The sequence below is a fragment of the Streptomyces sp. NPDC058257 genome, from assembly GCF_042881845.1.
GTDB lineage: Bacteria > Actinomycetota > Actinomycetes > Streptomycetales > Streptomycetaceae > Streptomyces.
The window spans coordinates 63,243-87,760 of the sequence record NZ_JBHVXJ010000014.1; the positions used below are offsets into that span (position 1 = coordinate 63,243).

Annotated in this window: 24 protein-coding genes; 11 read left to right on the top strand and 13 right to left on the bottom strand. The window is 69.6% G+C overall.

Annotated features, from left to right (window positions below; translation table 11 throughout):
* Window positions 1-7 precede the first annotated feature (7 nt).
* Window positions 8-802 carry a metal-dependent hydrolase gene (locus ACFVXC_RS28910; RefSeq protein ID WP_389910778.1) on the bottom strand — a complete coding sequence of 265 codons (795 nt, stop codon included), beginning with the start codon at window positions 800-802 and terminating at the stop codon, window positions 8-10.
* A 31-nt stretch (window positions 803-833) separates the two neighbouring features.
* On the opposite strand from ACFVXC_RS28910, the gene ACFVXC_RS28915 reads away from it, so the two are divergent.
* From ACFVXC_RS28915 to ACFVXC_RS28930, 4 genes are all read left to right on the top strand, one after another.
* Window positions 834-3,437 (top strand): DEAD/DEAH box helicase, encoded by a 2,604-nt coding sequence (locus ACFVXC_RS28915; RefSeq protein ID WP_389910781.1) that lies wholly within the window; start codon window positions 834-836, stop codon window positions 3,435-3,437.
* A gap of 40 nt (window positions 3,438-3,477) precedes the next feature.
* A complete protein-coding gene (locus ACFVXC_RS28920; protein WP_389910784.1) occupies window positions 3,478-4,380 on the top strand; it encodes an acyl-CoA thioesterase in 903 nt (300 codons plus the stop codon).
* Window positions 4,381-4,392: 12 nt separating this feature from the next.
* Window positions 4,393-4,698 carry a hypothetical protein gene (locus ACFVXC_RS28925; RefSeq protein ID WP_389910787.1) on the top strand — a complete coding sequence of 102 codons (306 nt, stop codon included), beginning with the start codon at window positions 4,393-4,395 and terminating at the stop codon, window positions 4,696-4,698.
* 214 nt (window positions 4,699-4,912) lie between these two features.
* Window positions 4,913-5,431: a tetratricopeptide repeat protein gene (locus tag ACFVXC_RS28930; RefSeq protein ID WP_389910790.1), complete on the top strand. Its 519-nt coding sequence runs from the start codon at window positions 4,913-4,915 to the stop codon at window positions 5,429-5,431.
* Window positions 5,432-5,479: 48 nt separating this feature from the next.
* Here the strand turns inward: ACFVXC_RS28930 and ACFVXC_RS28935 are convergent, their stop codons facing one another.
* Both ACFVXC_RS28935 and ACFVXC_RS28940 read right to left on the bottom strand, forming a co-directional pair.
* The gene (locus ACFVXC_RS28935) at window positions 5,480-6,505 is read right to left on the bottom strand and encodes a DUF6397 family protein (protein ID WP_389910793.1); all 1,026 of its coding nucleotides are present in this window, start codon (window positions 6,503-6,505) and stop codon (window positions 5,480-5,482) included.
* A 109-nt stretch (window positions 6,506-6,614) separates the two neighbouring features.
* Window positions 6,615-7,028, bottom strand: a complete 414-nt coding sequence (locus ACFVXC_RS28940; protein ID WP_389910795.1) for a roadblock/LC7 domain-containing protein — start codon at window positions 7,026-7,028, stop codon at window positions 6,615-6,617.
* A gap of 94 nt (window positions 7,029-7,122) precedes the next feature.
* On the opposite strand from ACFVXC_RS28940, the gene ACFVXC_RS28945 reads away from it, so the two are divergent.
* On the top strand, window positions 7,123-7,551 hold the full coding sequence (locus tag ACFVXC_RS28945; protein ID WP_389910798.1) for a PPOX class F420-dependent oxidoreductase: 429 nt from the start codon (window positions 7,123-7,125) through the stop codon (window positions 7,549-7,551).
* Window positions 7,552-7,574: 23 nt separating this feature from the next.
* On the opposite strand, the gene ACFVXC_RS28950 is transcribed toward ACFVXC_RS28945, so the two are convergent.
* The 5 genes from ACFVXC_RS28950 to ACFVXC_RS28970 form a co-directional block, all read right to left on the bottom strand.
* Window positions 7,575-8,180 carry an ATP/GTP-binding protein gene (locus ACFVXC_RS28950; RefSeq protein WP_389910800.1) on the bottom strand — a complete coding sequence of 202 codons (606 nt, stop codon included), beginning with the start codon at window positions 8,178-8,180 and terminating at the stop codon, window positions 7,575-7,577.
* Entirely contained in the window at window positions 8,161-8,574 is a 414-nt protein-coding gene (locus tag ACFVXC_RS28955) for a DUF742 domain-containing protein (RefSeq protein WP_389910803.1), read from the bottom strand. The genes ACFVXC_RS28950 and ACFVXC_RS28955 overlap by 20 nt, the downstream gene beginning before the upstream one ends.
* Before the next feature lie 19 nt (window positions 8,575-8,593).
* Entirely contained in the window at window positions 8,594-9,028 is a 435-nt protein-coding gene (locus ACFVXC_RS28960; protein ID WP_389910806.1) for a roadblock/LC7 domain-containing protein, read from the bottom strand.
* Complete coding sequence (locus ACFVXC_RS28965) at window positions 9,025-11,574, bottom strand: nitrate- and nitrite sensing domain-containing protein (RefSeq protein WP_389910808.1); 2,550 nt, start codon at window positions 11,572-11,574, stop codon at window positions 9,025-9,027. The genes ACFVXC_RS28960 and ACFVXC_RS28965 overlap by 4 nt, the downstream gene beginning before the upstream one ends.
* A gap of 64 nt (window positions 11,575-11,638) precedes the next feature.
* Entirely contained in the window at window positions 11,639-12,412 is a 774-nt protein-coding gene (locus ACFVXC_RS28970; RefSeq protein WP_389910811.1) for an MHYT domain-containing protein, read from the bottom strand.
* A gap of 152 nt (window positions 12,413-12,564) precedes the next feature.
* Here ACFVXC_RS28970 and ACFVXC_RS28975 point away from each other — a divergent pair, with 152 nt between their 5' ends.
* Window positions 12,565-13,164 carry a class I SAM-dependent methyltransferase gene (locus ACFVXC_RS28975; protein ID WP_389910814.1) on the top strand — a complete coding sequence of 200 codons (600 nt, stop codon included), beginning with the start codon at window positions 12,565-12,567 and terminating at the stop codon, window positions 13,162-13,164.
* A gap of 31 nt (window positions 13,165-13,195) precedes the next feature.
* Here the strand turns inward: ACFVXC_RS28975 and ACFVXC_RS28980 are convergent, their stop codons facing one another.
* Together ACFVXC_RS28980 and ACFVXC_RS28985 are read right to left on the bottom strand one after the other, a co-directional pair.
* The gene (locus ACFVXC_RS28980) at window positions 13,196-13,558 is read right to left on the bottom strand and encodes a hypothetical protein (protein WP_389910816.1); all 363 of its coding nucleotides are present in this window, start codon (window positions 13,556-13,558) and stop codon (window positions 13,196-13,198) included.
* A gap of 44 nt (window positions 13,559-13,602) precedes the next feature.
* Window positions 13,603-14,487 (bottom strand): oxygenase MpaB family protein, encoded by an 885-nt coding sequence (locus tag ACFVXC_RS28985; protein ID WP_389911130.1) that lies wholly within the window; start codon window positions 14,485-14,487, stop codon window positions 13,603-13,605.
* A 100-nt stretch (window positions 14,488-14,587) separates the two neighbouring features.
* Between ACFVXC_RS28985 and ACFVXC_RS28990 the strand changes: the two genes are divergently transcribed.
* Window positions 14,588-14,866: a hypothetical protein gene (locus tag ACFVXC_RS28990; protein ID WP_389910819.1), complete on the top strand. Its 279-nt coding sequence runs from the start codon at window positions 14,588-14,590 to the stop codon at window positions 14,864-14,866.
* A 116-nt stretch (window positions 14,867-14,982) separates the two neighbouring features.
* Window positions 14,983-15,861 (top strand): hypothetical protein, encoded by an 879-nt coding sequence (locus tag ACFVXC_RS28995; RefSeq protein ID WP_389910822.1) that lies wholly within the window; start codon window positions 14,983-14,985, stop codon window positions 15,859-15,861.
* Window positions 15,862-16,234: 373 nt separating this feature from the next.
* On the opposite strand, the gene ACFVXC_RS29000 is transcribed toward ACFVXC_RS28995, so the two are convergent.
* The 3 genes from ACFVXC_RS29000 to ACFVXC_RS29010 all read right to left on the bottom strand — a co-directional run bounded on the left by ACFVXC_RS29000 (window position 16,235) and on the right by ACFVXC_RS29010 (window position 18,208).
* Window positions 16,235-16,636 (bottom strand): hypothetical protein, encoded by a 402-nt coding sequence (locus ACFVXC_RS29000; protein ID WP_389910824.1) that lies wholly within the window; start codon window positions 16,634-16,636, stop codon window positions 16,235-16,237.
* Between the two features lie 192 nt (window positions 16,637-16,828).
* Window positions 16,829-17,011, bottom strand: a complete 183-nt coding sequence (locus ACFVXC_RS29005; protein ID WP_383264082.1) for a hypothetical protein — start codon at window positions 17,009-17,011, stop codon at window positions 16,829-16,831.
* Between the two features lie 141 nt (window positions 17,012-17,152).
* Complete coding sequence (locus tag ACFVXC_RS29010) at window positions 17,153-18,208, bottom strand: fatty acid desaturase family protein (RefSeq protein ID WP_389910827.1); 1,056 nt, start codon at window positions 18,206-18,208, stop codon at window positions 17,153-17,155.
* A gap of 248 nt (window positions 18,209-18,456) precedes the next feature.
* Here ACFVXC_RS29010 and ACFVXC_RS29015 point away from each other — a divergent pair, with 248 nt between their 5' ends.
* The 3 genes from ACFVXC_RS29015 to ACFVXC_RS29025 all read left to right on the top strand — a co-directional run bounded on the left by ACFVXC_RS29015 (window position 18,457) and on the right by ACFVXC_RS29025 (window position 24,510).
* A complete protein-coding gene (locus ACFVXC_RS29015) occupies window positions 18,457-21,324 on the top strand; it encodes a DEAD/DEAH box helicase (protein WP_389910830.1) in 2,868 nt (955 codons plus the stop codon).
* Window positions 21,321-22,643, top strand: coding sequence for an SWF or SNF family helicase (locus tag ACFVXC_RS29020; RefSeq protein ID WP_389910833.1), 1,323 nt, complete (start codon window positions 21,321-21,323; stop codon window positions 22,641-22,643). The genes ACFVXC_RS29015 and ACFVXC_RS29020 overlap by 4 nt, the downstream gene beginning before the upstream one ends.
* Window positions 22,644-23,157: 514 nt before the next feature.
* On the top strand, window positions 23,158-24,510 hold the full coding sequence (locus ACFVXC_RS29025) for an esterase-like activity of phytase family protein (protein WP_389910835.1): 1,353 nt from the start codon (window positions 23,158-23,160) through the stop codon (window positions 24,508-24,510).
* Window positions 24,511-24,518 lie beyond the last annotated feature (8 nt).

Consider the following 24,518-nt stretch of genomic DNA (forward strand, 5'->3'; position numbering starts at 1 on the left):
GCCCCTCTCAGATGAAGTTGAGCGCGGCCGCGCCCCCCACTCCCCCGAGCAGCATGAAGACCGGCATCAGCACCTTCAGCTCGATCCAGCTGCCCGCCCGGAACCGCATCAGCTTCGGCGGCCCGATGGGGTACCAGCGCTTGCGGCCGATGGGGATGGGCCACAGGATCGGGCAGCCGGAGACCGTGAGCGCGTCCCCGAGGTCGTGCACCAGGGCGCCGAGCACGATCGGCAGGCCCAGCCACAGATATTCCTGGCCCGGCGCGGTGAACAGCCAGTCCGCTCCGTTCCCGGGCTTGTCCAGGACTCCGGCGAGGATCCAGGCGCTCGTCGCGGCGAGCAGCCAGACCAGCACATCGCTGCTCGAACCCCGCGCGGCACGCCACAGCAGGCCCTCGATGGCGAGCACCATGTGGATGAAGAGCAGTGCGAGGACCGCCCAGCGGCCGCCGAAGATGGCGAGGGCCGAGGAGCCCGCGCCGATGAGGACGGCCCACAGCCAGGTGTGCGTGAGGGTGCGGTGCCCCCCGGCCCGGCGCGGGTCGCCCTGCTTGCGCGTCGCCTTGTAGACGGCTGCCGAGAGCTTGTCGACGATCTCGCACAGACCTCTGGAGACGGGTCCGAAGGCCCGCGAGATGGTCGCCGATTTGTGGTCGAGATCGGGCGCGAGCGCGGCCCCGGCGCAGATCAGGGCTCCGACCAGCAGGACCGGCCAGGGCATCGTGTGCCCCGCGGCTGTCGCGGCCGCCCCGACGCCCAGCCAGGCCGCCGCTCCCGACAGTGAGTGTGCCGGACCCATCATGGCTTTTCCCCGCCCCATTTCCGTTGTACTGATGCCCCGTTGGCGACACAGCGTAGCGTTCGTGATCTTCGTACGGTCCGCCGGTTCCCTGATCGAGGGTGAAGAAGGGCAAGATGGGGGTGTGACACTTATTGATCAGCTGCCGCCGGATGCCGACCCCGATGCCCTCTTCGAAGCGTTCTCCTCTTGGGCCGAGGAGACGGGGATCACTCTCTATCCGGCTCAGGAGGAGGCGCTGATCGAGGTGGTCTCCGGAGCCAACGTGATCTTGTCCACTCCGACCGGTTCCGGAAAGAGCCTGGTCGCGGCGGGCGCGCACTTCACGGCGCTGGCCCAGGACAAGGTCACCTTCTACACGGCACCGATCAAGGCGCTGGTGTCGGAGAAGTTCTTCGACCTGTGCAAGCTCTTCGGCACCGAGAACGTCGGCATGCTGACCGGTGACGCGTCCGTCAACTCCGACGCGCCCGTCATCTGCTGCACGGCCGAGGTCCTCGCGTCGATCGCGCTGCGGGACGGCAAGAACGCCGACATCGGCCAGGTCGTGATGGACGAGTTCCATTTCTACGCGGAAGGGGACCGCGGCTGGGCCTGGCAGATTCCGATCCTCGAACTGCCGCAGGCGCAGTTCATCCTCATGTCCGCGACGCTCGGCGACGTCTCGATGTTCGAGGAGGACCTGACGCGCCGCACGGGACGCCCCACCTCGGTGGTCCGCTCCGCGACACGCCCGGTGCCCCTCTCGTACGAGTACCGCCTGACGCCCATCACGGAGACCCTCACCGAGCTCCTTGAGACCAAGCAGGCGCCGGTCTACATCGTGCACTTCACACAGGCACAGGCTGTCGAGCGCGCGCAGTCGCTGATGAGCATCAACATGTGCACCCGCGAGGAGAAGGACAAGATCGCCGACCTGATCGGCAACTTCCGCTTCACCACCAAGTTCGGCCGCAACCTCTCGCGGTACGTACGCCACGGGATCGGCGTGCACCACGCTGGCATGCTGCCGAAGTACCGGCGGCTCGTGGAGAAGCTGGCGCAGGCCGGTCTGCTGAAGGTAATCTGCGGCACGGACACTCTCGGCGTCGGCGTCAACGTCCCCATCCGCACGGTGCTGTTCACCGCCCTCGCCAAGTACGACGGCACGCGCGTGCGGACCCTGCGTGCCCGGGAGTTCCACCAGATCGCGGGCCGCGCAGGGCGTGCGGGCTTCGACACCGCGGGCCTCGTCGTGGCGCAGGCGCCCGAACACGTCATCGAGAACGAGAAGGCGCTCAACAAGGCGGGCGACGACCCGAAGAAGCGCCGCAAGGTAGTGCGCAAGAAGGCGCCCGAGGGCTTTGTGGGGTGGACCGAGGCGTCGTTCGAGAAGCTCATCGGCTCCGAGCCCGAGCCGCTGACCTCCCGCTTCCGCGTCACGCACACCATGCTTCTCGCGGTGATCGCCCGTCCGGGCAATGCCTTCGAGGCGATGCGTCACCTCCTTGAGGACAACCACGAGCCGCGCAAGCAGCAGCTGCGGCACATCCGCCGCGCCATCGCCATCTACCGTTCGCTGCTCGACGGCGGCGTGGTCGAGAAGCTCGACCAGCCGGACGCCTCGGGCCGCATCGTGCGTCTGACGGTCGACCTGCAGCAGGACTTCGCGCTCAACCAGCCTCTGTCGACCTTCGCGCTCGCCGCCTTCGAACTGCTCGACCCGGAATCCCCCTCGTACGCCCTCGACATGGTGTCCGTCCTCGAGTCCACCCTCGACGACCCGCGCCAGATCCTCGCCGCCCAGCAGAACAAGGCGCGCGGCGAGGCCGTGGCCCTGATGAAGGCCGACGGCGTCGAGTACGAGGACCGCATGGAGCGGCTCCAGGACATCACGTACCCCAAGCCCATGGAGGAGCTCCTCTTCCACGCGTACAACACCTACAAGACGAGCCACCCGTGGGTCGGCGACCACCCGCTCTCCCCCAAGTCCGTGATCCGCGACATGTACGAACGAGCGCTCTCCTTCACGGAGTTCACGTCCTTCTACGAACTCGCTCGCACCGAGGGCATCGTGCTTCGCTACCTCGCGAGCGCGTACAAGGCACTTGAGCACACCATCCCCGACGATCTGAAGTCCGAAGACCTCCAGGACCTCATCGCCTGGCTGGGCGAGATGGTCCGCCAGGTCGACTCCAGCCTCCTCGACGAGTGGGAGCAGCTCGCCAACCCCGAGGTCATGACCGCCGAGGAGGCCCAGGAGCGCGCCGACCAGGTCAAGCCGGTCACCGCCAACTCCCGCGCCTTCCGCGTCCTGGTCCGCAACGCGCTCTTCCGGCGCGTCGAGCTCGCCGCCCTCGACCACGTCGAGGAGCTGGGCGAACTGGACGCCGAGTCCGGCTGGGACGCGGACGCCTGGGGCGCGGCCATGGACAAGTACTGGGACGAGTACGACGACCTCGGCACCGGTCCCGACGCGCGCGGCCCCAAGCTGCTGCTCATCGAGGAGGACCCGGACCACGGTCTGTGGCGCGTCCGGCAGACGTTCGCCGACCCGAACGGCGACCATGACTGGGGTATCGGCGCGGAGGTCGATCTCGCGGCCTCCGACGAGGAAGGCCGCGCCGTCGTCCGGGTCACCGACGTCGGCCAGCTCTGAGCACGCCACGCTTCCCCCGGACAGGAGTCGAGGAACCGTCATGAACAATCCCGTCGACCGTCTTGTCGATCTGCTTGACCTGGAGCAGATCGAGCTCAACATCTTCCGTGGCCGCAGCCCGCAGGAGTCCCTGCAGCGGGTGTTCGGCGGACAGGTCGCCGGGCAGGCCCTGGTGGCCGCTGGACGTACCACCGAGGGCGAGCGCCCGGTGCACTCGTTGCACGCGTACTTCCTGCGGCCCGGCCGTCCGGGCGTGCCGATCGTGTACCAGGTCGAGCGGGTGCGGGACGGGCGTTCCTTCACCACGCGTCGTGTCACCGCGGTCCAGCAGGGGCGCACCATCTTCAATCTCACCGCTTCCTTCCATCAGCCCGAGGAGGGCGCTTTCGAGCACCAGCTTCCGCCGCGCATCACGGCTCCCGATCCCGAGTCGCTGCCGACGGTCGCCCAGGAGATCACCGAGCATCTGGGCGAGCTGCCCGAGCAGCTGGAGCGCATGGCCAGACGTCAGCCCTTCGACATCCGCTACGTGGACCGGCTGCGCTGGACCCCCGAGGAGATCAAGGACGCCGAGCCGCGCAGTGCGGTATGGATGCGTGCGGTCGGCCCGCTCGGCGACGATCCGCTCGTCCACACCTGCGCACTGACCTACGCGAGCGACATGACGCTCCTGGACGCCGTCCGCATCCCCGTGGAGCCGCTATGGGGCCCACGCAGCTTCGACATGGCCTCGCTGGACCACGCCATGTGGTTCCACCGCCCCTTCCGCGCGGATGAGTGGTTCCTCTACGACCAGGAGTCCCCGATCGCGACGGGCGGCCGCGGTCTCGCGCGCGGCCGTATCTACGACATCGAGGGCAGGCTGCTGGTCTCGGTCGTACAGGAGGGTCTCTTCCGGGCCTACGGGGAGCGGCACATGGACGGCCGCCCGTCGACAGGATGAGGCTATGGGCGCATGAGCTACTTCATGTACGACGTCATGGGCGAGACGGTCGACGAACCTGATCCGGAGACGATGAGGCACGTGTTGGACGGCCTCGCGAACGCTGACGACGAGCATCCCGATGTGTCGTTGTCCCACGAGAGCGGGTGGTCTCTCAGCGCGTTCCGGGGCGGGCTGCTGACCTGGGCGAACGCGGAGGACGACTCGGTGGCTCCCCGCCGGATGCGCGAGGTGGCCCGTGAGGAGACCCTCCGGCTCTTCGGGCTTCTGGCAGCCGGTGACGTCGTATCGATCGAGGCGCTTTCGTGGCAGAGATGACCGGCCTCCATCGGTACGGCGCCCCGGGGGGGGGCAGGGCCCTTTGCCTCGCCGCACATGCCGTCGGTGATCACCTCCTGAGTTTGATGAGCCCTTGCCCACTCCAGCAGCCTCAGCGGTGGCCTTCGGCGAAGGCGCGGGTGCGGGGTGCAGGGTGCGGGTCACATGGGAGCTGGGGGGCGGAGTGAGACAGAGAGAGGGAGAGGGAGAGGGCATGACCAGGGACGAGGACATGACCGGTCACCGCGACCGCCGGCTCGCCGAGGCCGTTCGACTGCGCGAGGCCGGTCTCCGCGAAGAGGCACGGGAGCAGTTGCTCGCCCTGTGCGAGCAGTTCCCCCTGGACGCGGAGGTGGCGTACCAGACCGCGTGGGTGCACGACACACTCGGCCTTGAGGCCGAGGCGGTGCCGCACTACGTGCGCGCGGTCGAGAACCCGGGCGGCCTCACCCCCGATGACCGTCGGGGAGCACTGCTCGGACTGGGCAGCACCTACCGCGTCCTTGGCCGGTATCCGGAAGCTGTCACGACCTTGCGGGACTCGGTGGCCGAGTTCCCCGACGACGCTGCCCTCAAGACCTTTCTGGCCATGGCTCTCTACAACACCGGCCGGACACACGACGCGATGGAGATCCTGCTGACCCTGCTCGCCACCACGAGCCAGGACCCGGACATCGCCGGCTACCGTCCCGCGATCGAGCACTACGCCAAAGATCTCGACACGATCCTGTAGCGAAGCTGACCACCGGCCGACCCCGCCTCCGCCTTGGTCGCCGCCTGACTACGCTCCCCTGCGTCGCATCCACTTGAACAGACCTCGCGGCTCCGGCGCTCTCCCTTTCGTCTCTCCGTCGGGAAGTGCGGCGTCAGGCAGCGCCGCAAGGGGTGCCTCGTGATCCGGTGCGGGATGAGGGCTTGGACGAGCGCCGAGTTCCGCCCGAGTACCGGGAGCGAGACCAGGGCCGGGACCGGGACCGGGATCACCACCAGGGCCAGAACCGGAGTCCGGCGCGGGCCGCGGCGCAGGCCGCTGTCCTCGGGCCTGGGAGAGACTGATGGTCAGATTCGCCCGCAGCCAGCGGATCTCGTCCGGATCGTCCGCGGTCGTGATCTTCTGAATGATCCGTCCCGCCGGTGACTCGGGCGCGCCCTGGCCGAAGGGCTCGGGCATGAGCCTGCGTACGTAGGCGCGTTCATACGGGTCCTTGATGATTTCCGTGATCTGGACCGGGTCGAGCAGCGAGGCCACGACCGCGGCACGCTCCCAGAGATCTTCGGACTGCCGCAACAGCGCTCCCGCGTGGCGGCCGCGCCAGTTCCGTGCCCGCAGGTCGGCGCCTGCCTCCAGCTGAGCGCGGAGCGTGCCAGGGGCACGGCCGGTGAGCAGACTGGCGTTGACCTCGGATTCGGCGAACTGCCGTAGCTCCTCGGCCAGATACAGCCAGACGACCGCCCTGTACCGGTTGAGGTAGAACTTCACCGGCGTCACGAAACCCGCCTTCGTGAGCCGGGTGAAACGGGCCGTGGAGATACCCATGAGAGTCGCCCCCTCTGTGGTCCCCACGGCCCTGACGCGCTCGACCCACACCTCGGGAAAGTCCTCCCCGGCGCGGACGCGCTCGATCTCCTCGCGCGTGACACGGCGCCGTCCACCGACCGCGTCGCTGACGGTGCGGATGCGCCCCAGCATCACGGCGAGTTCGAACTCGCCGCGCTTCAGACCCAGTTCTCGTGCCGCGCGGGTCTGCGTGACCGATGTCTGCGCTGTCGTGTCCGCGGCTTCCTGCATGATCGTGTGACCTGACATGGTGGTTCTCCCCCGTGAGGCGTCTTTGCTCTCGGGAAAACCGTAGCGCGATCACCGCAATCCGCGCCGAGCCTGTGGATAACTCTCATCGCGCCGACGTTTCAGCTGGTCAGAGGTCTACCACGGGTGTCCGCTCCAGCTGTCGCGCATCCACGCCGAGGTGCTCGCCGACACGATTGACGAGCAGTGTCATCTCGTACGCGACCTGGCCGATGTCCGCCTCCGCGGAGCTGAGGACGCACAGGCAACTGCCGTCGCCGGCCGCGGTGACGAACAGCACCGCGTCGTCGAACTCGATCATCGTCTGACGCACGTTGCCCGCATGGAAGTGTCGACCTGACCCCTTGGCCAGGCTGTGCAGACCGGACGAGACCGCGGCCAGATGTTCCGCGTCCTCCCGCCTCAGTTCGGAGCTCGCGCCGGTCACCAGACCGTCATTGGACAGCACCAGCGCGTGGCGCACGGACTCCATGCGCTTGGTCAAGTCGTCGAGCAGCCAACCGAGCCCCGAGTTCTGCACCATGTTCCCGTCTCCCCGCCTCACTGCTCCCCCTGGCTGGAGGAACTGACCTGCCAGCCTTCCCCACCATCGGCGCCTCGGCAAGCATGATGAGGACATGGCACAGAAGATGACCGATGACCAGTGGCGGGCATTCGTCTCGCAGGGCACCCGCACCGGCAAGCTGTCGACCGTCCGGGCGGACGGAAGCCCACATATCGCACCGATCTGGTTCCTCTTGGACGGGGACGAGTTGGTGTTCAACACCGGAGCCGAGACCGTCAAGGGACGGAATCTGGCGCGGGACGGGCGTGTCGCCCTGTGTGTGGACGACGACAACCCTCCGTTCGCGTTCGTGGTACTGCAAGGGCGGGCCCGCCTGAGCGACGATCTCGACGAGGTGCGGCACTGGGCGGCCCGGCTCGCAGCCCGCTACATGGGTGAAGGGCGCGCCGAGGAGTTCGGCGAGCGCAATGGCGTGCCGGGCGAACTCCTCGTACGCGTCAATATCGACAAGGTGGTCGCTCTCGCCGCCGTATCCGACTGACGCCTCGGCCCACCGTGTGACCCCTAGCCCACCGTGTTGAGCAGCCGGGCGGTATGCATCCGCCCGGCGTACTCGACAAGACGTATCAGCACTTCCTTTCCCGAATCCCGGTCCCTTGCGTCGCACAGCACCACGGGGGTGCCGCGGTCGAGGTCCAGGGCGCGTGACACGTCATGCGCACCGAACGTACGCGCGGTCGCGAAGCAGTTCACGGCCACCACGAACGGGATGTGCCGATGCTCGAAGTAGTCGACGGCGGGGAAGCAGTCCTCGAGCCGGCGTGTGTCCGCGAGGACGACGGCACCGAGCGCGCCCTGGGACAGCTCGTCCCACAGGAACCAGAAACGGTCCTGCCCCGGTGTACCGAAGAGGTACAGCGACAGGCCCGACCTGATGGTGATGCGACCGAAGTCCATAGCGACCGTCGTCGTGGTCTTGCGGTCGACTCCACCGGTGTCGTCGACCAACTGGCCCGCCTGGCTGAGCAGCTCCTCTGTGCGCAGCGGGCGGATCTCGCTGACCGCGCCGACCAGGGTGGTCTTACCCACCCCGAAGCCGCCCGCGACCAGAATCTTCAACGCCATGGCATTCGTGTCGTCACCGTCGGCGTCAGAGCGCTCGGAGCCCATCGATCACCTCTCGCAGAATCTTCTCGTCGGGTAGCTGCGCGGGTGGCACGGGTCGGCTCACCTTCACGCAGCCCATTTCCAGCAGGTCGCCGAGCAGCACCCTGACCACTCCCACGGGCAGATCGGCGTCGGCCGCCAACTCGGCGACCGACTGGGTCTCGGTGCGGCACAGTTCGATGAGCGACCGGTGCTCCGGTCCGAGCGCGGTGTCGTCCCTGGCGTCCGGCGCGTTCTCGTCCAGCGTGACGAGTGCGATCAGATCGAAGCGCACCGCGCTGGGTCCCGGTTGGGTCCGCCCGCCAGTCATCGCGTAGGGACGGACCAGCGGCCCGGCCTCGTTGTCGTACCACTGGCTGCCCGCGTCGTGCGGGACGCCACTCCTGTCCTCCGTCATCTTCGTCGACCGCCCTGCGTCATCCGGCGGCCGGTGGCTGGGAACCGAAGCGCGATGGGGTGTAGAGATGCTCGCCCACCCGCTTGACCAGGCGTGCCATCTCGTAGGCGACCAAACCGATGTCGGCCGTCACGGAGCTGAGTACGGCGAGGCACGAGCCGTCGCCCGCCGCCGCCACGAACAGGAAGCCGTCGTCCATCTCGACCATGGTCTGGCGCACTCCCCCGGCCCCGAAGTGCCGACCCGCGCCCTTGGCGAGGCTGTGGAACCCTGAGGCGACCGCGGCGAGATGTTCGGCGTCCTCACGGGTGAGGGCGGTCGAGGCCCCGACGGCCAGCCCGTCGTTGGACAGCACCACGGCGTGCCGTACCTCGCCGACGCGCAGTACCAAGTCGTCCAGCAGCCAGTCGAGTTCGCCGGACCGGCCGGCGGTGATGCTCTTGTCCTGGATCATGCGGAGTCTCCTTCGGTGCCGTCACTGGCCGGTGCGGGCCCTGGAATGTCGCGGACCGCGCCGACGATGCCCGGCCGGCGACCGCCGCCTCGGGCCCAGCCGTCGCGGTAGGCGGTCATGCGATCCCGTACCTCGTCAGGGCTGCGTTCGGTCTCTTCGCGAACGCTCACGGATCCGGCCGCGTCATCGGGGCGCCCTTCTCGCAGTTGGGGAGCCAGGCTGGCCTGGCGCACGCGGCGCGGGAGGTCTTCCGAAGGTTCCGGGACGCTGTCGGGTTCCGTGTCCGGGGGTTTGCTCAGCCGGAGTGTGGTGACGCCCGGTGGTGTCGTCTGCGGCGCCTGCGCCGACGCTCCCAGTGCGGGGCGGGCGGCCGGGGCGGGAACGGGGTTGCCGTTCATCGATACGGCATCGGGCACGCGCGCGTGCCCGCCCTGTTCGCGGTCACGTTCCATGGTGTGGGCTCCGGGGCTCTCCGGTGTGAGGCTCTGCAGCAGTGCGGTGGGCAGGAGGACAACCGCGGTGGTACCGCCGTAGGGGGACGTACGGAGGTGCACTTTGACCCCGTGTCGCGCGGCGAGCCTGCTGACCACGAAGAGCCCCAGTTGGTCGCTGTCGAACAGGTCGAGCGCCTCGGACCGCTCGATACGGCGGTTGGCCTCGGCCAGGGCCTCCGCGCCCATGCCGAGGCCGCGGTCCTCGATCTCCAGGGCGTAGCCGTTACCGACCGGCTCGCCGTTGACCCGCACTTTGGTGTGGGGCGGCGAGAACTGGGCGGCGTTCTCGACGAGTTCGGCCAGGAGGTGGATGAGGTCGGCGACGGCCGTGCCGACGACCGCGGCAGCGGGGAGCTGTCGCAGCTCCACGCGCGCGTAGTCCTCGACTTCGGAGACGGCCGCGCGGACGACGTTCGTCAGAGCGACAGGCATGCGCCAGGCGCGTCCCGGCGCGGCTCCGGAGAGGATGATCAGGCTTTCGGCGTGCCGCCTCATCCGGGTGGTGAGGTGGTCGAGCCGGAAGAGGTCGCTGAGTTCGTTCGGATCGTCCGACCTGCGCTCCATGCTGTCGAGGAGGTTGAGCTGGCGGTGGACGAGGACCTGGCTCCTGCGGGCGAGGTTGACGAAGACGCCCGAGATGCCGCTGGCGAGTTCGGCGCGCTCGATGGCGGCGTGCAGGGCCGCGCGGTGCACCGTGCCGAGCGCTTCGTAGACCTGCCCCGTCTCGTCCTCCGCGGGCGGGCCGGGTGGCGCTTCGGCGCGAATGTCGATCTCCTCACCGGCGCGCAACCTCCGCATGGCATGGGGAAGTTTGTGCCGGGCGATCTCCAGCGCGCCGTTGCGCAGGCTCACCAGCTCGACGACCAGGCCTCGCCCGATGCGTACGGAGATGACCAGTGAGGCGACTACTGCCATGAGTCCAAGGAGCACGGCGGCGCCTGCCGGAGTGAGCAACCCGCGGGTGAACGGGTCGGCCCGGTCGGCGGCGCCGCGGCTCGCGCCCACGTCGATCGCGCGGAGCTCGTCCCGCACCACGCCATGGGCGCTGTCCCATGCGGCGGCCGGTGCCGCGGCGGCGGCTTGTCTCCCCGGGGGTGCGACGATCACCTTGTCCTCGACTGCGCGCACGTCGGCGTACGCGCTGCCCTCCACGAGGTTCCGCCAAGCTGCTCGTTCGGGCCCGTGCAGATCCGCCACCGCCGCCTCGGTCAACGTCCGCCGGGTGTCGACGGCTCCGGTGAACTGCCGCAGCCGCTCCCGGTCCAGAGACCCGTCGAGCCGGGCGCTGGACAGGACAGCATCCTCGCGCGCCAGCATCTCGGAGGCCCTGGCGAATTCGAGCAGCACGCGCGCGTCGGAGCCGAGTTCGGCCTCCTGGATGCCGGTGAGCGCGCCGCCGACTCCGAAGGCTGCCGAAATGGTCCTCGTGTACTGGCCGTAGGTCGCGTCCCAGGCCGTGCGGTGGTCGAGCACGTCGGTGCGCAACGTGCTCAGGTCCTCGGCCTCGGAGACGAATGTCGCGAGCCTGGACGCCACGCCGGTGGGCAGATCGCTGCCATCGGCGATCGTCCGTCCCTCGCCGCGACGCAGCTTCGCCACAGCGCGTTCCGTACCTCCTGCCTGCCTCTTGAGTTCGCCGCCACGCTCCGGCGTGGGCTCGGTCGCGTAGCTCACAGCTGCCACTCGCTCGGCCTGCAACGCGGCGATGGCAGCGTCGACCGGGCCGCGCACCTCCGCGTCGACGCGCTGCAGCTGTCGGAGGCGCGCCACGTCTTGAGCCGTGGTGACCGTGGCGTATCCCCACAACGTGAGCAGGGAGATGACCGGCACCATGAGCAGGCAGAGGATCTTGGCTCGTACGGTACGGGGGCGCGGCCACCACGACCCCCGGGGCGCGGGGGTCGTCAGCGGCCCGGGCTCCAAGGAGGCTTCCACTTCGGGCCGCTCATCGGCGGGCGCTCCCGCGTGCGCGCGGCGACCACGTGCCGGGTCCCCGGACTGCGGCGGCGAAGTGCCGTCGGCCGGGTCGGGGGTCCTACGGGGTGTGCGCATGGCCTCCTCGTTCGGAAGGTTTCGAGGCGTGTGTCCGCCCGACCGTGAGTGTCCTGGTGCGCCGCTACGGGGCGGCTCCCTCCACCGGTCGCTGGGCAGCCACGGAGGCTTCACGCTCCCCCGAGGTCGGGGACAGCGCGACAAACGCCGAGGTCAGGAAGAGGTACGACCCAAGGCCGACCGCAAGGGGGAAGATGAACTGCATCGTCGTGGCCCCGGGCAGTGCAGCGCCCGACTCCGTGACCCGCACGCTCACGGCCAGCATTCCGGTGTAGTGCATGCTGCTCACCGCCCCGCCCATGACAAGCGACGCGACGGCGACCGCAAGAGGCGACTTGATGTTGAGCGCCGCCCACAGGGCCGCGGTCGCGGCGACAACGGCGATGACTACGGAGAGGCCGACCAGTACAGGGTCGTATCGCACATCGCCGTTCAGTCGCAGCGCGGCCATGCCCAGGTAGTGCATGCTCGCCACGCCGAGCCCGGTGGTGAGCCCGCCGAGCGCGAGCGCACGCCCGCGGTCACGGCCATAGCCGACGGAGAAGACGCCGACTCCGACGACGGCCATCGCGACGATCAGACTCAAGATCGTCAAGGGCACGTTGTAGTGGATTTCGGTGCCGGTGACGCCGAAGCCGAGCATGGCCACGAAATGCATCGTCCAGATGCCCGTGCCGATGGCCGAGGCCGCCGTGATGAGCCAGTTGCGGCGCGAGGCGCCCGTGGCGCCGAGCGCACGAACGGTACAGCGCAGCCCGAGGGCGGCGCCGATACAGGCCATCGCGTACGACAGCACGGGGGTCAGCCAGCCGAAGGTGGCGTGGTCCAGGTGTCCCATGGCTCCGGGACGCTAGTCCGGGCAGGGGCGCACAACGGGGGCGCAGTTCGAAAGGTGTTGGAATATGACTGAGAGAGGGTCCTGAACGATCGCAGCACGCTCGAACGTGTGCCCCCAAACGCGTATGCGCGTCATTGAGCAATCATGACCACATGAGCGACGACCACACGCGTGTCCGTGACTTCTTCTCCGCCCGAGCGGCCGACTGGGACACCCGGTTCCCCGACGACGGGCCCGCCTATCGAGCCGCCGCGTCCGAGCTCGGCCTGCGCCCGGGCGGCCGCGTCCTCGATGCCGGGTGCGGCACCGGGCGGGCGCTACCGGCCCTCAGGGAGGCCGTAGGGCCCTCCGGGTCCGTACTCGGGGTCGATCTGACTCCCGCCATGCTGGAGGCCGCCACACGGGCCGGCAGGCACTGTGAGGGACAGCTCCTGCTCGCGGACGTGACCCGGCTCCCCTTGCGTGACGCGTCACTCGATGCCGTGTTCGGCGCGGGCCTGATCTCCCATCTGGCCGATCCGGTGGAGAATCTGCGGGAGTTGAGGCGCGTGGTGCGGCCCGGAGGAGCCCTCGCCCTCTTCCACCCCATCGGCCGGGCGGCACTCGCGGCGCGGCAGGGCCGCCAGATCACCACGGACGATCTACGGGCCGAGGGGAATCTCCGCCCGCTGCTCGCCGGTTCCGGCTGGCGGCTGACCTCGTACGTAGACGAGGACACGCGGTTCCTCGCTCTGGCGGCACGACAGGACTAGGCCGGTTCGGGCCGCAGACGGGAGACGACGGCTATCGGCGTCCGGCGACAGCCGAGGCGAAGCCCTCCGGGTTCTCGAACATGACGTTGTGCCCTGCCTCCAGCACGGTCAGCACCCGCACCCCGGACGCCACGAGCTCGCCCGCACCCACGAGTTCGCCGCTGCGCGCGCCCTGCAGGAAGACACGCTCCACGGGCAGTTCCATCAGCATCGCGCGCATCGTGGGCTGTGTCCCTCTGACGAGCCCTGTCGCGCTGCGGTGCAGGGCTCGGGGATCGGCGAGCCGCATGGTCGCCGCCCACAGGGGGCCGACCTTTTCGAGCACGCGCGCGTGGCCTTCGGCCACGAAGTTCTCTTCTTCGTAGGCCGCGATTCCACTGCTGCCCTCCGTCACGGCCGGGTTGGAGCCGAGGTTGGCCTCGGTGCTGAAGCGTCCGCCTACTCGTCCGTGTGCGCAACCGGGCAGCCCCGGACGCCGGGCACCGGGAACGTACCGAGCTCGCCGACCCGATATCCCTTCGGGTAGCCCTTGATCTCCCAGTTCTGCCGGGCATAGTGCGGTGCGGTACGGGGCGGCATCAAGCGCACGGCACGGCCGCGCAACCGCACCGCGCGCCTGACCAGCGTGCGGGTGACGGCGCCCGGCGGTTCGTAGCGGAACGCGCGCAGAAGGGGCTCGTCGAGCAGGGCGAGGGTCGATACGCGCAACAAGGGCGCCAGAGGGCGCGGATACCAGGAGGCCATGAGATCGAGGGTCGCGTCGGAGACCTTGCGCGCACCCTCGTCCCACGCGAAGTGGTCCTCCTCATAGGCATCGAGACACTTCTCGAAGGCTACGTAGGAGTCCGGGATGTCCTGGATCCCCATGCGCTGCCCCAAGGTTCGGTAGTAGACGGCGGCCGCGGTCGTCTCGTGGCGAGACAGCCTCCGCCATCCGTAGACGTCGATCCAGCGCTTTGGCACCACCACGAACGTGCACAGCACGTAGCGCATGTCGTCATTACTGATGTCGTAGCTGCGGTGCATCTGGTTGATCCGGCGGATCGCCGTGCGGCCTTCGTCCGTGCCGAAACCGTGCTCTACGACGGTGTCCAGGAGCAGGGCCGTGTCGTCGTACCGCTTCTGCGTACGGTCCGTCAGTTCCGCCGTCTCGGCCAGGAGCCGACCGATGCTCGGCACGGCGTATGTGCGGTAGAGCGCCAGCTCAAGAGCTCGGGTGTAGTCCCAGGGGAACTCGTACGCCGCGCTGAGCCGGTAGACCGTCAGGGCGTCCTTCTCCGGGTCGAGACGCCGAATCTCCTTGAGCCGGTCGTAGCGCTTCACCACCCGGTCCCCCTTCTGCCGTCGGGACTCCAACTCTACTTTGGAGTGAGGCAGATGAGTGGTCATCAGTGGTAACCAGAACCGGGGGAAGGTGGCCCACATGTTCGACAAGCTCCGCAAATTCTGGCGCTCCGACGACGCTGTTCGCAGCAGGCAGCAGCGCCCGCACAACCTCTTCGAGGCGGCCGCCGCATACGTGGCCGCGTGCGCCGAGGACGACCAGGACCGAATGGACGAAGCCACGGACTGGGTCTCGCCGGAGGCCTTGTCCTTCGGCGTCAGCGAACTCGCCTGTCGAGCGGTCATCGCCCTCGCCAGGGATCGCGACGAGTCTCCGACGGACGTGGCGCGTACGCTCCTCGGCCTGCCCGCCGCCTGACGTCCGTGTGCGAGTTCCTGGTGCGTACGGGAGAGTTTCCTGGTCACGCACCCCTCGACGATCAACCGGACCTGTGGTTAGGGTGCGCCGACGGATGAAGCGATGGGGAGGCTGGCATGGCCGGAACGGACGACGCTGTCGCCGCCGAGGACGACGCGCTGTACGTACTGACCGCGGTGCTGCTGACGCCCGCGAAGTTCCCGAGTGTGCTCGGTGACGACTATCCGGAGGCGTGCACGGCTCTGGGGCTCGCGCCGCTCGCCGACGGGTACGGTCTCGTCCTCGGTCAGGACGGTGCGGGCGCCCGGTGGACCGTCGTCGTCGACGACGTGTCACTCGTGGCCGTCGCGATCGCTTCCTGGGACTGCGGCATGGAATACGATCTGTCGCCCGACGAGCGTACGGTGGTCGCCGCGCTGCCCGGCTGGCCACTTGCGGTCGCCGTCGCGGCGCCCAATGTGCCCCCGCCTCACGACCCCGACCCTGAGGACGAGGACGAGAAGCCGCTCTCTCCTCCCCAGTCCGACTCGTGGGGGCCGGCTCAACGACGGCTGGGCGCCGACGAGATCGCGCTCCAGTGGGCGGCGTGGCGCGAGCAGATCGACGACGCGGACTTCTTGAGCGACGGTGCCGGGTCTGGCGCGGCTCAGGAGGAAGGCGTTGCTCAGGAGGGCGAGAACCCGCGCCCGGCGAGCAGTGACGCCGACGCCCAAATCGAGCAGGGGCCGCTCACCGGGGTACGCCGTGTCCTGGCCGAAGCACGGGCGTACGTGAGTACGCCGCCCCCCATGGGCCGCGTGCGATCCTCGTTCGCCTCCGGAGAGGCCCGCACCCTGCGTGCCGACGGCCCTGGCTGGTCCATGGTCGCCAGGACCGACGACATCGCGTTCGTGCTCCTCGACGAAGAGCCGGGAGAGGTGCTGCCGGTGGGGCGCGGACCCGAACTCCCCTGGCTCCTCGACGCGCTCGACAAGATGGCCGTACGCCCCACCTGATCCCTCTGCTCCGGTGCCCCCGTCTGCTCCGGTGCCCCCGTCATTGGTTCTGCTCAGGGTCGAGCAGCAACGCGGTCATCGCTGTGTCATGGTCCGCGCTCCGCCGCCAGACCCGCGATCGCGCGGTTACGGGTCGTGAAGCGGTGGTGGTCTCGGTTGGCGCGGCTCTCGCCGCGTGTGACGAGCAGTCGGGCCACGGCGAGCGGTGCGGAGCGGGTCAGCGCGCTCAGTGCGCCCGGGGGCGGACCGAGTCGGGGCAGCCCCGCGTCGGTTGTCTCGGCGGGGCATGCGGGCAGGAGCAGGGAGGCATCCCTGGCACCGAACCGTTCGTAGACCTCTGGCAGGAGGCGTGGGGCGAGGCCGCGACGGCGGCTCAGGCGCAGAACGCGGTGCGTCTCGTGCCGCGTTCTGCGCCTATGTCGCTCAACGACAGTTGCTCCGGGGCCGCGTCCGGGATGGGAAGCCGAATGGCGGCCGAGAGGGCGCGGCGGCGCAGGAGGGGGTCGGTCAGGGCCTCGGCGGCGGTGGCGAGGTCGCGCCGGGTGACGGCGAGGAGGAGGCCGGTGTGGCGTTCGTCGGGGGTGCCTGCGGCGAGGGCGTCACGGAGTGTTCCGTACGCGTCCGCAGGGAGTGCCCGGGCGTAGCGAGCAAGTGCGCCCATGCGGGCCGGAAAGGGCAGGAGGTCGAAGTGGGCCCTCAGCCAGGCCGATGTCCGGGGCGCGGGAGTGGGCTGAGGCTGGGAGGGCGGCGTCTGCGACGCCTCGTATGCGGCCATCAGCGATCACCGAGGGATCGCTGAGCCTCCTTTCGGGAAGTCATGTGCGTCATAGACACCGCCGAGTTACCGGGGCGCAATGGGTTCTCCGCTCGCGGAGCCGCCCCGGGCGGGACCGCGAGCGGAGCAGCCGTCAGGCCCAGTTCATCGAGCGTCCGCTCACCGGTGCCGAGCGCCGTCCGGGGTGGCGGGTCAGCGGCCGAGCTCCTTGCGGGAGACGCGGCGCAGCCTGCGCCGCTGTCCGGGGTCGAGGGTCAGATAGGCCGCGGCCGGGACCCCGAGCACGATCAGGAGGGCGGCCCACCAGGGCAGCCAGATCAACAGGATGATGCCGGCCGCCACACCTCCTGCGGCGATCTTCGCGTTCTTAGACATGTGTGTCGCCTCCTCCGCGGCTGTTGCCGCTCTCTGTCTTGAGAAACGGGCTCGGGCCGCACACAGTTCCAGTCTGCTCCCCTGATTGATCCCTGAGGAGCGACCCTGACGCAACCCTGAGCCGCACCTCGGCCGACGCTGTCACTCGACCCGCAGGGGCTCGCCGACCTCGTACATGTGGCGTAGCACCTGACGGTAGGAGTCGATGAATCCCGCCTCCGCGTACGGCATGCCCAGCTCGGCGCAGTGGGCACGGACCAAGGGCTGGGCACGTCGCAGGCTGGGGCGGGGCATGCTCGGGAACAGGTGGTGCTCGATCTGGTAGTTGAGTCCGCCCAGGAACCAGTCGGTCAGTACGCTGCCGCGGATGTTGCGTGAGGTGAGGACCTGGCGGCTGAGGTGACCCCAGCGCTCGCCGTCGGGGTCGGGCATCTCCATTCCCTTGTGGTTGGGCGCGAAGGCAAGTCCGAGGTGCAGGCCGAAGAGAGCCTGGTGGATGGCGGCGAAGGCAAGGGCGTGGCCCACCGGCATGGTGGTGATCAGGAGCGTCACGTATCCGACGAGGTGGGCGACCAGGAGAAGGCCTTCGAGGATGCGTTCGCGCGGGGACTGGCGACGCAGGTCCCGGAAGCCGTAGATCTTCATGGCGATGCCCTGGAGCAGCGTCAGAGGGAAGAACAGCCAGGCCTGGTTGCGGGTGAGCCAGCGCCGGAAGCCCACACGGACCTTGGCCTGCTTGCTGGTCCACACGAGGACGTCCGCGGCGACGTCGGGGTCCTTGTCGATGTGGTTGGGGTTGGCGTGGTGGCGGTTGTGCTTGTCGTTCCACCAGGCCGAGCTCATGCCGAGGAGGAGATTGCCGTGGACGAGGCCGATGGCGTGGCTCACGCGGCGGTCGCCGGTGATCTGGGAGTGCCCGGCATCATGGCCTATGAACGCCGTGCGGGCGCACAGTGCGGAGAGTACGGGCGCCAGGAGCAGCACCCACCAGGAGCCACCGATGAGGAACATGCCCGTCACCACCACGGCCAGCGCCAGGGTGTTGACCACGATGGTGCGCGTATACCAGCCGGTGCGGCGCCCCAGGAGCCCCTGCTCCTTGACGGTACGCAGGAGAGGCGCGAAATCGCTCCCGGCGGGCTGCCTTGGGATGGTGCCTGGGGAACGTTCCGCGACTGCTGCGGCGGCCTGGGACATGGTGAGGTCTCCGGTCTCTGACTGGATCGGGCTGACGTGACACAACGTATGAGCCCGTGACCTGGGGCGACCATGGCGCCTTCACCCGTCTCCCGGCGGGGGCCAGCACCGCCGGCGAGGGGGGTTAAGTACACCTCCGAGGTGACGTGACGGGGATCACTGGACCGTCTCTCACGCCTTAGGCGTGGCGTGCTGTACTCTCGGCCGGTCCAGACCCAGTAGTCAAGTTTGAGGAATGCGCCATCGCCGTGCCCAGGCCCCCTGCCGCGTCACCTTCCGAGATCTCTGAACTGTCCCGCTGTTCTGTGCTGTTCGTATCCGCCGATCCGGCACGCACCGGCCGGGTCGCCTTCTGGCGGCCCGACGGGGACGCGCCGCCCGCCTGCTCCGCGGGCACCCTCGAAGAGCTGACCATCGCCGTGCCCGGCGACGACGGAGCGCAGCTGAGCGACATCTCCGCGGTGGTGCTCCCGGTGCGCGCGGCGCTCCCGGTCCTGACACGCGCGCGTGCCACGACGGGGGCTCATCCGACGGCCGCGTTCTGGGGCACGGCAGGCGTGCTGGCGCTACAACTCGCCGCACGCGGGCTGCTGCTGCCCGGCCTTTCGCCGAATGATCACGATGCGTGGCGCTCGGGCCCGCTGGGCGAAGACGACCTGCGGCGTCTGCGCGACCTAGCCGCCGCCATGCCGCCCGCCGCGCATGCCCTCCCGCTTGACGAATCCGAACCACTGCGGCTGCCCGAACCCGAGCGGCTGCTCCGCCAGTTCCTGGACTCGGTGGCCGATACGCTGCCGCGCACCCCCGCCGCGACACTCGCCGCGGGCGCTTCACCCTTCGCCTCTCCGCGGCCGCAGCGCATCCCCGAGCAGCGCCCCTGGGCCACCGATGTCGCCGCCGGGCACGACGCAGGCGTACGGATCTCGCTGCGCGTCGAAGTGCCCGGCCTGGTGTCGGACACTCCCGACGGGAACCGGCTGCCGTTCCGCGCCGTACTGCAGATGCACAGTGTCAGTGACCCCTCGCTCGTCGCGGACGCGGCCGAGGTCTGGGCGGGTTCCGGCGCCTCGGCACAGGCCTTCGGGCCGCGGTCACGGATGGATGCCCTGCTCGCGCTGCGTCGAGCCACGCGCGCGTGGCCGCCGCTCGCCCCGCTGCTCTCGGCCGCCGTCCCCGATGCGGTCGAGCTGGCCGACGACGAGGTCACCTCGCTCCTGGGCGAGGGATCCCGCATGCTCGCCACCGCGGGAGTCGCGGTGCACTGGCCCAAGGAGCTGGCGCGCGACCTGACCGCCCGTGCGGTCATCGGCCCGCCCGACGACGACACGAAGGACCCCGACAAGCCGTCGTCGGACACGCCGTCGCACCTCTCCGCCGACGCGTTGCTCGCCTTCAACTGGCGGTTCGCGCTGGGCGGTCAGCAACTGTCACGCGAGGAGCTCAACCTCCTCGCCGAAGCCAACCGTCCGGTGGTTCGCCTGCGCGACCAATGGGTGCTCATCGACCCCGAGGAGGCCCGGCGCGCTCGCGTACACCAGGACCACAAGGTCACGCCGATCGACGCACTGAGCGCCGTTCTGACGGGTACCACCGAAGTGGCGGGTCGCCGTGTGGACGTTCAGCCCACGGGCTGGCTGGCCACACTGCGCGAACGCCTCGCTGACCCCGAGGGCATGGAACCCGTCGGCCAGCCCGAAACACTCGCCGCGGACCTGCGCGACTACCAGCTGCGGGGCCTGAACTGGCTGGCCCGGATGACCTCTCTGGGCCTGGGCGGCTGCCTCGCGGACGACATGGGCCTCGGCAAGACGATCACTCTCATCTCCCTGCATCTGCATCGGCAACTGGACAGTGAGTCCGCAGGACCCACCCTCGTCGTCTGTCCCACGTCCCTCATGGGCAACTGGCAGCGCGAGATCGAGAAATTCGCCCCCGGCACCCGGGTGCGCCGCTTCCACGGCGCCCAGCGCGGCCTGGAGGACCTCGCCGACGGCGAGTTCGTGCTCACCACGTACGGCACGATGCGACTCGACGCGGACAGCCTGGCGCACGCCCAGTGGGGCATGGTCGTCGCCGACGAGGCCCAGCACGTCAAGAACCCCTACTCGGCCACCGCCAAGCAGCTGCGCACCATCGGCGCACGCGCGCGCGTGGCGCTCACCGGCACCCCGGTGGAGAACAATCTCTCCGAGCTGTGGGCCATCCTCGACTGGACTACACCTGGCCTCCTCGGCAAGCTCGGCACCTTCCGCACCCGCTACGCGCAGGCCGTCGAAGGCGGCAAGGACCCGGCAGCCGCCGAGCGGCTCGGCCAGCTCGTACGCCCTTTCCTGCTGCGCAGACGCAAGTCCGATCCGGGCATCGCACCCGAACTGCCGCCCAAGACGGAGACCGACCGGGCGGTGTCCCTCACCGCGGAGCAGACGGGCCTCTACGAAGCAGTGGTGCGCGAGACCCTCGCGGAGATCTCCGGCGCCGACGGCTTCTCCCGCCGCGGCCTGATCGTCAAGCTGCTCACCGGCCTCAAGCAGATCTGCAACCACCCCGCGCAGTACCTCAAGGAGGACAAGCCGCGGATCGAGGGCCGTTCCGGAAAGCTGGAACTCCTCGACGAACTGCTCGACACGATCCTCTCCGAAGACGCGAGCGTGCTCATCTTCACGCAGTACGTCCAGATGGCACGCCTCATCGAGCAGCACTTGGCAGCGCGTGGCACTCCGTCCCAGTTCCTGCACGGCGGTACGCCCATCGCGGCGCGCGAGGCGATGGTGGAACGCTTCCAGGACGGCGAAGTCCCTGTCTTCCTGCTGTCGTTGAAGGCCGCGGGCACCGGGCTGAATCTGACGCGGGCCGAGCACGTCGTGCACTACGACCGCTGGTGGAACCCCGCGGTCGAGGCGCAGGCAACCGACCGGGCCTACCGCATCGGGCAGACGCAGCCGGTGCAGGTGCACCGGCTGATCGCGGAGGGGACGATCGAGGACCGCATCGCCGAGATGCTGGTGCGCAAACGGGAGTTGGCGGACGCGGTCCTCGGTACCGGCGAGGCGGCGCTGACGGAACTCACCGACGCCGAGCTGTCGGATCTGGTGGAGCTTCGAGGGGGGACGCGATGAGCGACATGTACGACGAGTCGAACGGCGAGACACACGCGGACGGCCGCCATGGTGAGGGTGGGCACGAGCGCACCTTCGCCGCCCTTCCGGCCACGCACGGGCGTGGGTTCGCGCAGAGCTGGTGGGGCCAGGCCTGGCTGAAGGCGCTCGAGGAAACGGCACTTGACCTCGCGCAGTTGAAGTCCGGCCGCAGGCTCGCGCGCTCGGGAGCCGTGGGCGCGGTCTCGGTGCGTCCTGGTCGGATCACCGCCGTCGTCCACGACCGTGACGGCACCCCGCACCGCTCGGACGTACTGCTTCAGCGGCTCAGCGAGGACGAATGGGACCGTTTCCTGGGCATGGCCGTCGAGCGGGCCGGGCACATCGCGGCGCTGCTCGACCGCGAGATGCCGCCGCACCTGGTGGAGGACGCAGCGGCAGCGGGTGTCGAACTGCTGCCCGGCATCGGCGACCTGGAGCCGCAGTGCGACTGCGACGCCTGGGACCACTGTGGGCATACTGCCGCGCTCTGCTACCAGGTGGCCCGGCTGCTCGACCAGGATCCGTTCGTGCTGTTCCTCATGCGTGGCCGTGCCGAGCGCGAGCTCCTTGACGCGCTGCAAGTACGCAGCGTGGCAGAAGCTGAGGCCGAGGAGACGTCCGCGGAGGAGCAGGAGGGGGCCCAGGAGGGCGTGCGCGCCGACGAGGCGTACGCGGAGGGAGCCATCCTGCCCCCGCTGCCCGACCTCCCTCCGCTGCCGCCAGAGCCGGGCCTGCCGCCCGCCCTCGACACGGAGGCGGATCCCGCGCCCGGTCTCGATGTGGCAGCGCTCGAGTTCCTGGCGGCGCGGGCGGCCGTGGAGGCGCACCGGATGCTGGCCGAGGCACTCTCCCCCGGGCACGAACGGCAGCCGGTCGAACAGGAACTGACGCCGGACGAGGATGCCGTACGCCTCGCGGCCGCGGCTCCCGCGACAGCGGTGGCCGCGCGCCTCTCGACCGCCGCCGGCCGCGGCAAGGACGGTCTCGCGATGGCCGTGCGGGCCTGGGGGTACGGGGGCGCAGCCGCGCTGTCCGTCCTGGAGGAGGAGTGGACGCCTGAGGCGGACGCACTGGCACGCGCGCGTGCGGCGCTGGAGGCGGCCTGGGACGAAGGCGAGCGGCCGCGGCTGCGCGCGGCCCGCAATCGCTGGACCGTGGTCGGGAGCGACGCCCAGCTGCGGCACGGGACCGACGGCCGCTGGTGGCCTTACCGCAAGGAGCGCGGCCGCTGGACCCCGGCGGGCCCCGCGGCCCATGACCCCGCGACGGCACTGGCCTTGGCGACCGGCGGCGAATGAGGCAGGCAGGTCTGGTGCGGGCCTCCCCCTACGCCCGCACCGGGCCGAAGGCGCGACCCCATCACGACGGCGACCGTCCGGAACCGTCCACGCCCCCGAAGCACACCCCATCTCCATAATGCGCACGGCTGCCACCGGCGCATCCAGGCCGCTGACACACGCGCCGGGAACACGAGCGCGTGCACTCCCCCCGTCCAGCGATTGAGCGCGAGCATGACATCCGGGAGCGTGGATCACGCCGGTTCAGGGGGTGCCGACCGCGACTGGGCTCCCCCGCCCCGCAGGGCCGCCCGGGACTGATTCAGTACGTCAGCGCGATCCAGACGAAGGGGGACGAGGAGGGCCAGGCGCCCAACCACCGCTGACCGGCCTGCGGGTGACGGCGGCGCCTCCTGCCCCTCGCGGGAGGCGCCGTCAGCATGCCCCCTCGCGTTCACCTCTCTGCCTCTCTGTGTTCGCGGCGACGGCGAAGTCTGATCCCTGTCACCGAACACTTGCGCCCTAGGAGGCACTCATGTCCCCGCACGCCGCCCGTAAGCGTCGCGTCCGCCGTTCCGTAGCCGCGGGCGTGCCGTTCGCCGTGCTCGCCGCGATCGCGGCGACGGGTACCGCCACGGGCGCACAGACCGGCGGCGATGAGAAGACGCCGCGGATCACCTCGACGGCGACCCTGGGCGACGTCCCGCTGGGCACCTTCAGCAACTCCCTGCTGCCCGGAACAGTGAGCGACGACCGCGGTGTGGATCTCGGCGGCATCGGTAGTGACATCTACCCGGCGGGCCGCAAGGGCGAATTCTGGACGGTCACGGACCGGGGGCCCAACGGCCAGATCAAGGTGGACGGCAAGAAGCGGCGCACCTTCCCCGTCCCCGGATTCGATCCGGCGATCGTGAAGGTCCGCGTCTCCGGTGACTCCGTGAAGGTCATCGACGCACTCCCGCTGACGACTTCGTCCGGGAAGCCCGTCACCGGACTGCCCAACCAGAAGGGGCGCGACGAGGCGCCGTACACGTACGACGCGCAGACGGCCCTGGCGTACGACCCGAACGGTCTGGACACCGAGGGCATCGTGCGGGCGCACGACGGCAGCTTCTGGCTGGTCGACGAGTACGGGCCCTCGCTCGTCCACGTCTCCGCGCGCGGGAAGGTGCTCAAGCGCTATGTTCCCCAGGGGCTGAAGCTGTCGGGCGCCGACTACCCGGTCGTCGAGGCGCTGCCGGGCGTGCTGCTGCACCGCAAGGGCAATCGCGGCTTCGAAGGGCTCGCCCAACTGCCGGGCGGAGATCTGGTGATGGCGGTGCAGAGCCCGCTGTCCCTCCCGGACGAGGACGCGGGTGACGCATCGCGCACGACGCGGCTGCTGCGCTTCTCACCCAAGAAGCAGGAGGTCACCGCCGAGTACGCGTACCGCTTCGACGCGGTGGGGGTCGTCGACCCTGGCGAGGACGACACCTCCGAGCTGAAGATCTCCTCTGTGGTGGCCGTCGGCCGTGACCGTCTCCTCGTAGAGGAGCGCACCGACAAGGCCGCGCGGCTGCAGACGGTGAGGTTGGACCGCAGCGCCGACATCCTCGGCAAGCGGTGGGACGATGCCGCCACGAAGCCCTCCCTGGAGCAGCTCGGCGATCCGGCGGCCTCGGGGGCACCCGTCCTGAAGAAGCATCTCCTGGTCGATCTGGGCAGCATCGACGGCGTGCCAGACAAGATCGAAGGCGTGGCCCGCGTGAACAGTCACACCCTTGCGCTGATCAACGACAACGATTTCGGGATGACGGACGGGGCGGAGGCGTTCGACAAGGACGGCCGGCTCGTGGACAGCGACGTGGAGACGACAGTGACGTATGTGAGGCTGCCGAAGGGCATCTGACCTCGCGC

Bases quoted from the DNA above. Each gene is read 5' to 3' on its own strand.
- ACFVXC_RS28910 (WP_389910778.1), bottom strand. From the start codon at position 802: ATGATGGGTCCGGCACACTCACTGTCGGGAGCGGCGGCCTGGCTGGGC.
- ACFVXC_RS28915 (WP_389910781.1), top strand. From the start codon at position 834: ATGCCCCGTTGGCGACACAGCGTAGCGTTCGTGATCTTCGTACGGTCC.
- ACFVXC_RS28920 (WP_389910784.1), top strand. From the start codon at position 3,478: ATGAACAATCCCGTCGACCGTCTTGTCGATCTGCTTGACCTGGAGCAG.
- ACFVXC_RS28925 (WP_389910787.1), top strand. From the start codon at position 4,393: ATGAGCTACTTCATGTACGACGTCATGGGCGAGACGGTCGACGAACCT.
- ACFVXC_RS28930 (WP_389910790.1), top strand. From the start codon at position 4,913: ATGACCAGGGACGAGGACATGACCGGTCACCGCGACCGCCGGCTCGCC.
- ACFVXC_RS28935 (WP_389910793.1), bottom strand. From the start codon at position 6,505: ATGTCAGGTCACACGATCATGCAGGAAGCCGCGGACACGACAGCGCAG.
- ACFVXC_RS28940 (WP_389910795.1), bottom strand. From the start codon at position 7,028: ATGGTGCAGAACTCGGGGCTCGGTTGGCTGCTCGACGACTTGACCAAG.
- ACFVXC_RS28945 (WP_389910798.1), top strand. From the start codon at position 7,123: ATGGCACAGAAGATGACCGATGACCAGTGGCGGGCATTCGTCTCGCAG.
- ACFVXC_RS28950 (WP_389910800.1), bottom strand. From the start codon at position 8,180: ATGGGCTCCGAGCGCTCTGACGCCGACGGTGACGACACGAATGCCATG.
- ACFVXC_RS28955 (WP_389910803.1), bottom strand. From the start codon at position 8,574: ATGACGGAGGACAGGAGTGGCGTCCCGCACGACGCGGGCAGCCAGTGG.
- ACFVXC_RS28960 (WP_389910806.1), bottom strand. From the start codon at position 9,028: ATGATCCAGGACAAGAGCATCACCGCCGGCCGGTCCGGCGAACTCGAC.
- ACFVXC_RS28965 (WP_389910808.1), bottom strand. From the start codon at position 11,574: ATGCGCACACCCCGTAGGACCCCCGACCCGGCCGACGGCACTTCGCCG.
- ACFVXC_RS28970 (WP_389910811.1), bottom strand. From the start codon at position 12,412: ATGGGACACCTGGACCACGCCACCTTCGGCTGGCTGACCCCCGTGCTG.
- ACFVXC_RS28975 (WP_389910814.1), top strand. From the start codon at position 12,565: ATGAGCGACGACCACACGCGTGTCCGTGACTTCTTCTCCGCCCGAGCG.
- ACFVXC_RS28990 (WP_389910819.1), top strand. From the start codon at position 14,588: ATGTTCGACAAGCTCCGCAAATTCTGGCGCTCCGACGACGCTGTTCGC.
- ACFVXC_RS28995 (WP_389910822.1), top strand. From the start codon at position 14,983: ATGGCCGGAACGGACGACGCTGTCGCCGCCGAGGACGACGCGCTGTAC.
- ACFVXC_RS29000 (WP_389910824.1), bottom strand. From the start codon at position 16,636: ATGGCCGCATACGAGGCGTCGCAGACGCCGCCCTCCCAGCCTCAGCCC.
- ACFVXC_RS29005 (WP_383264082.1), bottom strand. From the start codon at position 17,011: ATGTCTAAGAACGCGAAGATCGCCGCAGGAGGTGTGGCGGCCGGCATC.
- ACFVXC_RS29010 (WP_389910827.1), bottom strand. From the start codon at position 18,208: ATGTCCCAGGCCGCCGCAGCAGTCGCGGAACGTTCCCCAGGCACCATC.
- ACFVXC_RS29020 (WP_389910833.1), top strand. From the start codon at position 21,321: ATGAGCGACATGTACGACGAGTCGAACGGCGAGACACACGCGGACGGC.
- ACFVXC_RS29025 (WP_389910835.1), top strand. From the start codon at position 23,158: ATGTCCCCGCACGCCGCCCGTAAGCGTCGCGTCCGCCGTTCCGTAGCC.